This is a genomic window from Streptomyces sp. NPDC059037 (assembly GCF_042740015.1).
In the GTDB taxonomy this organism is placed as follows: domain Bacteria; phylum Actinomycetota; class Actinomycetes; order Streptomycetales; family Streptomycetaceae; genus Streptomyces.
This window is the reverse complement of the sequence record NZ_JBHYIG010000045.1, coordinates 14941-23725: the sequence shown is the minus strand read 5'-3', so window position 1 is coordinate 23725 and position 8785 is coordinate 14941. Positions and strand designations below refer to the sequence as shown.

Here is an 8785-nt window from a genome sequence, read left to right as displayed (position 1 = left end):
CATGCCCGTATCGCCGGCCATGGCCGAGGATCTCGCCGCCGCCATCCGCACCCTGTACGACGACGCCGAGCTGACGCTGATCGACAAGCTGCGGCAAGCCCTCGACGACGGCCTTGAGTCGCCGCTGTGGGCGGAGATCAAACTCCGCTCCATCGGTGACCTCCGGGCGGCGGTCGAGGAGGTCACGCAGGCGCTCCAGACCGACGCGGACGGCGCGGTCGCGGCAGCCCTGGCCACCGCGTACGGGCGCGGCAGGCAAGCCGCCGTCGCCGAGCTCGGCGCGCTGGACATCGGCCGCGAGCTCCAGGCCCGCACGCAGCTGACGGGCGCCCCCGCGGTCGACCGGCTCGCCGCCTCCTGGGCCAACGACACGCGCCCCCTGTACGCCCGGATCACCCGCGCCGTCCTCGACTTCTTCCGTGACACCGTCACCCGCGTCTCCGCGAGCACCCTGCTCGGCACGATGACCCGACGCCAGGCCAGCCAGCAGGCGCTGAACCGCTTCGCCCGCCGCGGCGTGACCGGCTTCACCGACTCGGCCGGCCGGAACTGGGAGCTCGGCGCGTACGCGGAGATGGCCGTCCGCTCTGTCACCGCGCGGGCGGCGATCGAGGGGCACACCGATGCGCTCGCGGAGATCGGCGTAGGGCTCGTCATCGTGTCCGATGCACCGCTGGAGTGTCCGCTGTGCGCGCAATGGGAGGGCGAGGTGCTCACCCTGTCCGGCCCGCCGGGGCCGCAGTCGCTGCGCCTCGACCACGCGATCCAGCCGGAGCGGCTGTTCGCGCCCACGCGCACAGTCGTCGTGCACGTCGCTGGATCCCTCCTCGAGGCGCGCGCGGCAGGGCTGTTCCACCCGAACTGCCGACACAGCTTGAGTGCCTACCTGCCCGGCGTCACGAAGCGCCCGCAGGTCCCGCCGCATCCGCAGGGTGCGACGTATGAAGACACGCAGCAGCAGCGGTACTACGAGCGCCAGGTGCGCGCGTGGAAGCGGCGGGCTGCGGCGGGTATGGACGAGGGCGCGCGCCGCACGGCGACCGCCAAGGTCCGTGCCTATCAGGCCCGTATTCGTGCTCTCACGGATGAGAAGGGCCTTGCACGGAAGCGGCAGCGCGAGCAGGTCGGCGCGGCCCGCTGATACCCCGCTCGGAGCGCCGCACGGCGGCCGGGCACCCCGAAAAGGGAGTACACCCATGCAGCACCCTTTCAAGCACCCGCGCGCCACACACAGCGCGTACACGATCCTCGGCTTCCGCACGGACGGCCGACCGATCCATCCCATCGCGGGTGGCAGCGGCGAGGGCGAAGGCGGATCCGGTGGAACCCCGCCCGCGCCGCCCGCCGGTGACCCGCCCGCACCGCCGACGCCGACACCTCCGGCCCCCACGCCCCCCGAGGGCGGTGGCGAGCCGGACTGGAAGGCCGAGGCCCGCAAGTGGGAGGACCGCGCCAAGGCCAACCAGAAGGCGCAGGACGAGCTCGAAGCGCTCAAGGCCGCGGCCATGAGCGACCAGGAGAAGGCTGTCGCCGAGGCGGAGAAGAAGGGCCGCACGGCCGCCGCCTCCGAGTACGGCACCAAGCTCGCAGGCGCGGAGTTCCGTGCTGCGGTCGCCGCCGCGGGCATCGATCTCGGCGAGGCCGCCGAGCTCATCGACGTGTCCCGTTTCGTCGCCGACGACGGCGAGGTGAACGTCACGGCCATCAAGTCCGCCGTCACCAAGCTGTCCAAGCTCGCCCCCCGCGGCGCCGGACGCTCCGGCGCAGACATGGGCGGCGCCGGCGGCTCAGGCGATCAGAACGCCTCCCTGGACAAGCAGATCCAAGAGGCCACCGCACGACGCGACTTCGCGACCGTGATTCGACTCAAGCGGCAGAAGGCCGCGACCACGTAAGGAGGACCCATGGCCGGCATCACCGGGATGGGCGACACGTTCAACCTTCCCAACTACGCGGGCGAGCTGTTCGCCCTGACCCCGGAGGACACCCCGCTCCTGTCCGCGATCGGCGGCCTGACCGGCGGCGGCATGACGACCGGCCAGGAATTCGAGTGGCAGACCTACGACCTGCGCGACCCCTCGCAGCGCACCCGTGTGGAGGGGGCGACCGCGCCGACCGCCGAAGAGCGGGCGCGGGCGAACGTGCGCAACGTCGTCCAGATCCACCAGGAGAAGGTCAGCGTCTCGTACACCAAGCAGGCCGCCATCGGCGCGCTCGCTACCCCCGGCTCGGCCCCGTTCCGGGGCGTGGACGGCGCGAACCCGGTGACCAACGAGTTGGACTGGCAGGTCGCGCAGGCGCTGAAGTCCATCGCGCTGGACGTGAACTACTCGTTCATCAACGGCACGTACGCCAACCCGACGACCAATGCGACCGCGCGTAAGTCCCGCGGTCTGCTCGCAGCGATCACCACGAACCGCATCGCGAAGGGCGTCACCACGACCGGCGCGAGCTCGGCGACGGACACCATCACGGCGACCGCGCACGGCCTCGTGGACGGTGACCGCATCGTGTTCACCAACACGAGCACCGCCACCGGGATCGTGGCCGGCCGCGCGTACTACGTCGACCAGATCGACGTGAACACCTTCAAGGTGTCCTCGACGGCCGGGGGCGCACCGATCACCCTGGGCACGGCGACCGGCATCGCGTACACGAAGCCGTGGACGACGGACCTCACCCCGGATCACGTCTCGGACCTGCTTCAGCTGGCCTACGACAACGGCGGCATCAGCGAGCAGGCCACCGCGACCCTGATCGCGAACTCCGCGCAGAAGCGCGCCGTGTCGCGGGCCTTCGCCAACGCGTACGGCAAGTTCCAGGAGACGAGCCGGACCGTGGGCGGTGTCAACGTGACCACGATCGTCACGGACTTCGGCACGCTGAACCTGATGCTGGACCGGCACATGCCGCAGGACTCACTGTGTGTCGCCTCGCTGGAGCAGCTGCGCCCGGTGTTCCTCAACGTGCCGGGCAAGGGCGTCATGTTCGAGGAGCCGCTCGCCAAGACCGGCGCCTCGGACGAGGTCCAGCTGTACGGCGAGGTGGGCCTCGAGTACGGCAATGAGCGCGCCCACGGCGTCCTCACCGGTCTGAAGGTGGCCTGATATGGCGATCTACGAGCGAGGCTCTGGCGGACACATCGCCGAGCGCGTGCGGCCGGTGCCGGGCAGCGAGGAGGCCGACTCCCTCGCGGCGCTGGCCGAGGACCCGGCGTCCGGCTGGCTCTGCGTCGAGCCGGACACCGAGCCCGAGCCCGTCGTGCTGGAGCGGCCGGCTAAGTCCGCGTCGAAGGCGGACTGGAAGGCGTACGCGATCAGTCAGGGCATGGACGAGGAGGCCGCCGACGCGGCCACTCGCGACGAGCTCGCCGCGCGGTACGCGGACGGAGGTGACTCCTGATGGGTCTCTCCGCATCCCTGTCCGTGGCCGCGACGGTCAGCCAGACCAAGGCACTTGACCTGACCACGGTGGCCGATCCGCTGATGTTCCGGCGGGCCGTGAACCTGACCGACGGCACCGCGGCGGGCAAGGCCGACAAGGTGTTCCACGACCGGCGCACGCTGGCCGCGTCCGCGACCGAGGATCTCGACCTCGCGGGCGTGCTCCTGGACGCCTTCGGCGCCGCGATCACCTTCGTGCGCGTGAAGGGCCTGTTCATCTCCGCGGCGGCGGCGAACTCCAACAACGTGGTCGTCGGCAACGCGACGAGCAACGGCTGGGCCACCCTCCTCAATGCAACGGGAACGCTCACGCTGCGGCCGGGCGCCTCCGTCGGGGCGATAGCGGGGCCTGCGGACGCCACGGCGTACGCGGTCACCGCCGCCACCGGGGACCTGCTGAAGATCGCCAACTCCGGGGCAGGCAGCGCGGTCACGTACGACATCGTCATCGTCGGCGCGAGCGCGTAGGGGGTGCCATGGCCCGGATCTACGCGACCTCGGCGCAGTACGAGACGTACACCGGGCAGACGGCGCCCGCGGACATCACGGCCCGGCTCGGCCGCGCTTCGCGGTTCTTGGACTCCGAGGTGTTCCGGCTGTGCTGGTACGAGGCGGACGTCGACGGCTATCCCACGAACCCGTTTGTGATGACCGCCTTCGCCGATGCGGTCTGTGCACAGGTGCAGTGGTGGGTGGAGAGCGGCGACGAGCTGGGCACGGCCGGGCAGTGGGGCTCGGTGAAGATCGGGTCTGTGGCGCTGTCCGGTCCCAGCTCGTCGTCCGGCTCCGGCGGCTCCTCGACGGGCCGCAGGGTCGCCGATGCCGCCCTCGAAGCGCTCCGCTCGCCGGACCTGACACCGGACCTCTTCCGTCTCGGCGAGGTGGTTACGTGCTGATCCCCGGCTTCCTGCTCGGCCATGAGGTGATCGTGGAGGCGTGGCAGGGAGAGGGCCCGTACGGGCCGTCGTACGCCGACCCCGTCACGGTCGAGTGCTTCCTCGACGAGAAGACCCGCATGGTCCGCAACCCTGCGGGCGAGGAGGTCACCTCCTCCTCGACCATCTACGCCCGCCCGGACGCGGTGTGTCCGGCGAGCTCCCGCGTCACCCTGCCCTCGGGCCGGATCACCACCGCCATCGGCTCGTACCAGCGCGACGGCGGCCGCCTCCCCACCCCCGATCACCTGGAGGTGCAACTCCAGTGACCCAGTACGCGCGCATGAACTGGCAGGGCGGACGGCTGTGGGGCGCCCGCGGCCGGCGCCTGGCCTCTGAAGGGCTGCAACGCGCCCTAGAGCACACCCTCGGCGAGGCCAACAAGCTCGTCCCCCTCGACGAGGGCACCCTCCGCCGATCGGGCCGGGTCGACGTGGACGGGCTGAACGGCGCGATCTCCTACGACACCGTGTACGCGGTCCGCCAACACGAAGAACTGACCTGGAAGCACCTGCCGGGCAGGCAGGCCAAGTACCTGGAGCAGCCGATGAACTCGGAGCGCGAGGTCATGCTCCGGCTGATGGCCGTGCCCCTTCGCCGCTGGCTGCGCGGCTGACCACCCACCCCTAACCCCCGGCTGTGCGGGGGTTTTCGCATGTCCGGAGGTGATCGGTGGGCTACACGAACGCGCTCCTGGAAGGCCTCGCCTCACTGATTGCGGAGGCTGGGCTCGCCGTCTACCGGCCGGACGGCATTTACACCGCGGCGGAGATCGGCATCACCTTCTCGGTCCTGCCGGATGCCTCGGACGGTGCCATCTGTCTGACCTCGTACCCGGTCGAGGACACCGACCTCACGGACGCGGTCACCGGCGTTCAGATACGGATGCGCCGGGGCCGTGATCCGCGCCTCGTCGAGCAGCTCGCCGACGACTTGTTCGACGTGCTCCACAACCGCCGGGGCTTGGTCCTTGGCGGGGTTCAAGTCGCCCTGATCTGGCGCCAGTCACAGGCCCCCATGGGCCAGGACGTCCACGGGCGTCAGGAGATCTCGGCGAACTACTACGCGCGCACGACGCGCCCCTCACCCCACCTCTACGAATAGGGAGGCTGCGTCATGTCGACGCCGACCGAGACCGCTCTTGCGCGCCGCTGGCGCCTGGAGATCAACATGGGCACCGAGGCGGTGCCGGACTGGCAACTGTGCCCCGCCGTCACGGAATTCAGCTGGACGGCCGAGCCGAACCACGAGGACGACACCTCGTACGACACCGATGGCTGGGGGGAGAACACCAAGACGGGCCAGGACTGGGAAGTCGAGGTCACGTTCAACCGCAAGGCGACCCCCGACTCGACTGCCTACAGCGTGGTGCACGAGAAGATCCGCCTTGCGTTCTTCGCGTACGGCGAGCCGTCCAAGGTGCACCTGCGGTTCTTCGACCGCAACGGTCTGCCCGAGGCGTACGTGGGCAAGGGTCTGCCGAACTGGGAGCCGCAGGGCGGCGAGGCCCGTGACCTGGACCAGGTGCAGGTCACCTTCACCGGCACGGGCCCACTCACCCCGATCACGAACCCGGTGACCGCCTGATGGCGGGCGGCTTCAAGGTCCTGGACGAGTTCCTCGGTGACTCCCTCGACCTGCCGATCAAGTGCAAGGACGGCACCGTCCGCACCTTCCACATCCCCGCCTGCTCCGCCGAGGACGGGCTGCGTGTGCAGTCCCTGGTGGAGTCCGGTGCCCGGATGGCCACCGACGGCACCCCGATGGACACCGAAGTCCTGGACGACGCCGCCGAGATGGACCTCTACCGCATCGCCCTCGGCTCGGCCCACGACGACCTGTTCGCCAACTTGGACTGGCCGCGGTTCAAGCACGTCGCGATGACCGCCGTTCTGTGGATCACGGCGGGCATCGACACCGCCGAGCAGTACTGGAACGCGGACGGCGACCCTTCTCAACTGGCCCCGAATCGGGCGGCACGACGGGCCTCATCGGCTGCGGCGAAGTCGACCCCGCGACGGGGCTCCACGAGTGGTACGAGCACCCCGCGGGCTACCAGCCGCGCCCGCAAGGCCGCCAAGACCTGACCTGGGCGGGCCTCCTCGACGAGTGGCCGCTGATCGAGGCCGATCTCCACGAGGTCTACGGCATCGACCTCTCCGAGCCGGGCCTCATGCATGCCCGCTCCTGGCGGTGGCTCAAGACACGCATCCTCGGCCTGCTCTCCGCCGAGTCCCGGCTGAGCAGGCGCTTCGCCCCGCCTGAGCCCAAGTCGCGGCGCGCCCCTCGAACCTGATTTCCCCGAGGGGGTGCACCCATGGCCCTCAACCTCGGCGAGCTGGTCGCAGGTCTGCGTGCGGATGATGCTCCGTTCACGCGGAGCCTTTCGCGCGCCGAGCTCCGCATGCGCGGGCTTACCCGCGACGTCAACGGTCAGTTGAGGGACCTGAACGGCCGGTTCGTGCGGGATGGCGACGGCATGGGCCGCAGCCTGGCGTACGGGATCGGGCGCGGCGCCCGCGGGGCTGTGTCCGCGCTGCGTCGGGTGGCCCCGGCGGTGGCCGCGATCGGGGTGGGTCTGCCGGCCGTGGCGGCGACGTCGGCGGCGCTCGGCGGTCTCGCCGCGGGCGCGGTCGCGGCCGGGTTGGCGATGAAGGCGTTCAGCCTCGCGGCGGGGCCGCAGATGGAGAGCGTCCAGGAGGTCTCCAAGCTCGCCGAGGATGCACAAAAGGCGGTCGCCGCGGGGGCCGAGGATGCGGCCGAGAAGCAGAAGGCGTACAAGGATGCCCTTTCCCAGATGCCGCCCGCGACGCAGGCCACCGCGCGGGCCTTCGTCGGCCTGAAGTCGGACTACAAGACGTGGTCCAACGAGATGTCCGCGACGACGATGCCCGTCTTCACCAAGGGCATCGAGATCCTGCGGGACCTGATCCCGACGCTGACGCCGTTCGTGCAGGCGGCGGCGGGCGCCTTCGGGGACTTCCTCGACGAGGTGGCCGTCGGCGTCAAGAGCGCGGGGTTCAAGGCGTGGGCAGCCGACATGAGTTCGGCGGCAGGGCCCGCGCTGCGGGACTTCCTCGCCGTGATCAAGAACTTGGCGGTTGGCTTCGGCGGGCTGCTCCAAGCCTTCCTGCCGGTGTCGGACGGGATGACCGGCGGACTCGTGCAGATGACGCAGGCGTTCGCCGACTGGGGCACCTCCCTGAAGGACTCCGAAGGGTTCGCCGAGTTCCTGGAGATGGCCAGCGAGGGCGGCAGCGCACTGGGCACGCTGGCGGGCGCCGCGATCGATCTCCTGGTGGCGCTCGCTCCGTTGATCGGCCTGACCGCTCAGCTGGCTACCTGGCTGGCCCGCATCATCAGCGCCACGCCGACACCGGTCCTGACCGCGCTCGCCGTGGTGCTCGGCACGGTCACGGTGGCCATGAAGGCGTGGGCCATCGCTCAGACGTTGGTGGCGGTCCGCAACCGCATCTGGACCGCGACCCAGTGGCAGCTGAACGCGGCGATGTTCGCCTCCCCGATCTTCTGGGTGGTCGCGGCTATCGCGGGGCTCATCGCGATCATCGTTCTGATCGCGACCAAGACGACGTGGTTCCAGACCGCTTGGTCGGCGACCTGGAACTTCATCAAGTCGTTCACGTCCGGAGCCGTCGCCACGATCGGCTCCATCCTCAACTGGTTCGCCTCCCTGCCCGGCAAACTCTCCGGCTGGTTCGGCGCGGCGAAGAACGCCGCGGTCCGCCAGTTCACGGCCCTGGTGTCGTGGCTGCGCGGCCTGCCGGGCCGGGCCGGATCGGCGCTGGACGGACTCGTCGGGAGCCTGCGCCGGGCCGCGGTGAACGGCTTCAACGCGTTCAAGAACGCGGCCGCCTCGCGGGCGTCCTCGTTCATTTCGTGGGTGCGCGGCCTACCGGGCCGCATCTCCCGCGCGATCGGCTCCCTGGCGGGGCTGCTCGTGTCCAAGGGCAAGGACGTCGTGCGCGGCCTGTGGAACGGCATCAAGTCCATGGGCGCCTGGCTGAAGAAGACGTTGATCGGCTGGGCCAAGGCGCTGATCCCCGGACCGATCGCGAAGGCGCTGGGCATCTCCTCACCATCCAAGGTCATGGCGAAGTCCGTGGGCCGCTGGATTCCGGCGGGCATCGTCTCCGGTATCGAGTCCGGACAGGGCGCCGTCGACCGCACCATGGCCGGCCTCGTCTCCACCCCCACCCCCGGCCAGATGGCCATGTCCGCAACGGGCAGGGCCGCAGGCTCCCGGAAAGGTTCCGGGGCGGGCGGGGTGACCACGATCCGCATCGAGTTGGCGGGGCCGGAAGACGTGAAGCGACTGATCCGGAAGATCGTGAAGGTCGACGGCCGCGGCAACGTGCAGACCGCGTTCGGTATCTGACAGGAGGTCCT

At 70.3% G+C, this 8785-nt stretch carries 12 protein-coding genes; all 12 read left to right on the top strand.

Annotated features, from left to right (window positions below; all coding sequences use genetic code 11):
- Position 1 precedes the first annotated feature (1 nt).
- Positions 2 to 1141, top strand: a complete 1140-nt coding sequence (locus ACFWY6_RS12625) for a phage minor capsid protein (protein ID WP_384688398.1) — start codon at positions 2 to 4, stop codon at positions 1139 to 1141.
- Positions 1142 to 1196: 55 nt separating this feature from the next.
- Positions 1197 to 1895, top strand: a complete 699-nt coding sequence (locus ACFWY6_RS12620; RefSeq protein WP_384688395.1) for a hypothetical protein — start codon at positions 1197 to 1199, stop codon at positions 1893 to 1895.
- A gap of 9 nt (positions 1896 to 1904) precedes the next feature.
- Entirely contained in the window at positions 1905 to 3107 is a 1203-nt protein-coding gene (locus ACFWY6_RS12615; RefSeq protein WP_384688392.1) for a DUF5309 family protein, read from the top strand.
- A gap of 1 nt (position 3108) precedes the next feature.
- On the top strand, positions 3109 to 3402 hold the full coding sequence (locus ACFWY6_RS12610) for a hypothetical protein (RefSeq protein ID WP_384688389.1): 294 nt from the start codon (positions 3109 to 3111) through the stop codon (positions 3400 to 3402).
- Positions 3402 to 3911 carry a hypothetical protein gene (locus tag ACFWY6_RS12605; RefSeq protein ID WP_384688386.1) on the top strand — a complete coding sequence of 170 codons (510 nt, stop codon included), beginning with the start codon at positions 3402 to 3404 and terminating at the stop codon, positions 3909 to 3911. The genes ACFWY6_RS12610 and ACFWY6_RS12605 overlap by 1 nt, the downstream gene beginning before the upstream one ends.
- 8 nt (positions 3912 to 3919) lie before the next feature.
- Positions 3920 to 4339, top strand: coding sequence for a hypothetical protein (locus tag ACFWY6_RS12600; RefSeq protein ID WP_384688383.1), 420 nt, complete (start codon positions 3920 to 3922; stop codon positions 4337 to 4339).
- A complete protein-coding gene (locus ACFWY6_RS12595) occupies positions 4333 to 4647 on the top strand; it encodes a hypothetical protein (protein ID WP_384688380.1) in 315 nt (104 codons plus the stop codon). Before ACFWY6_RS12600 ends, ACFWY6_RS12595 begins: the two co-directional genes overlap by 7 nt.
- Positions 4644 to 4994: a minor capsid protein gene (locus tag ACFWY6_RS12590; protein WP_384688377.1), complete on the top strand. Its 351-nt coding sequence runs from the start codon at positions 4644 to 4646 to the stop codon at positions 4992 to 4994. Before ACFWY6_RS12595 ends, ACFWY6_RS12590 begins: the two co-directional genes overlap by 4 nt.
- Before the next feature lie 56 nt (positions 4995 to 5050).
- Complete coding sequence (locus tag ACFWY6_RS12585) at positions 5051 to 5482, top strand: minor capsid protein (protein ID WP_384688374.1); 432 nt, start codon at positions 5051 to 5053, stop codon at positions 5480 to 5482.
- Between the two features lie 12 nt (positions 5483 to 5494).
- Positions 5495 to 5965 (top strand): phage tail tube protein, encoded by a 471-nt coding sequence (locus ACFWY6_RS12580; RefSeq protein ID WP_384688371.1) that lies wholly within the window; start codon positions 5495 to 5497, stop codon positions 5963 to 5965.
- Positions 5965 to 6465, top strand: a complete 501-nt coding sequence (locus ACFWY6_RS12575) for a hypothetical protein (RefSeq protein WP_384688368.1) — start codon at positions 5965 to 5967, stop codon at positions 6463 to 6465. The genes ACFWY6_RS12580 and ACFWY6_RS12575 overlap by 1 nt, the downstream gene beginning before the upstream one ends.
- Before the next feature lie 230 nt (positions 6466 to 6695).
- A complete protein-coding gene (locus tag ACFWY6_RS12570) occupies positions 6696 to 8774 on the top strand; it encodes a hypothetical protein (RefSeq protein WP_384688365.1) in 2079 nt (692 codons plus the stop codon).
- The last annotated feature ends 11 nt before the right edge of the window (positions 8775 to 8785 follow it).

Bases quoted from the DNA above. Each gene is read 5' to 3' on its own strand.
- ACFWY6_RS12600 (WP_384688383.1), top strand. From the start codon at position 3,920: ATGGCCCGGATCTACGCGACCTCGGCGCAGTACGAGACGTACACCGGG.
- ACFWY6_RS12625 (WP_384688398.1), top strand. From the start codon at position 2: ATGCCCGTATCGCCGGCCATGGCCGAGGATCTCGCCGCCGCCATCCGC.
- ACFWY6_RS12575 (WP_384688368.1), top strand. From the start codon at position 5,965: ATGGCGGGCGGCTTCAAGGTCCTGGACGAGTTCCTCGGTGACTCCCTC.
- ACFWY6_RS12620 (WP_384688395.1), top strand. From the start codon at position 1,197: ATGCAGCACCCTTTCAAGCACCCGCGCGCCACACACAGCGCGTACACG.
- ACFWY6_RS12605 (WP_384688386.1), top strand. From the start codon at position 3,402: ATGGGTCTCTCCGCATCCCTGTCCGTGGCCGCGACGGTCAGCCAGACC.
- ACFWY6_RS12615 (WP_384688392.1), top strand. From the start codon at position 1,905: ATGGCCGGCATCACCGGGATGGGCGACACGTTCAACCTTCCCAACTAC.
- ACFWY6_RS12610 (WP_384688389.1), top strand. From the start codon at position 3,109: ATGGCGATCTACGAGCGAGGCTCTGGCGGACACATCGCCGAGCGCGTG.
- ACFWY6_RS12580 (WP_384688371.1), top strand. From the start codon at position 5,495: ATGTCGACGCCGACCGAGACCGCTCTTGCGCGCCGCTGGCGCCTGGAG.
- ACFWY6_RS12570 (WP_384688365.1), top strand. From the start codon at position 6,696: ATGGCCCTCAACCTCGGCGAGCTGGTCGCAGGTCTGCGTGCGGATGAT.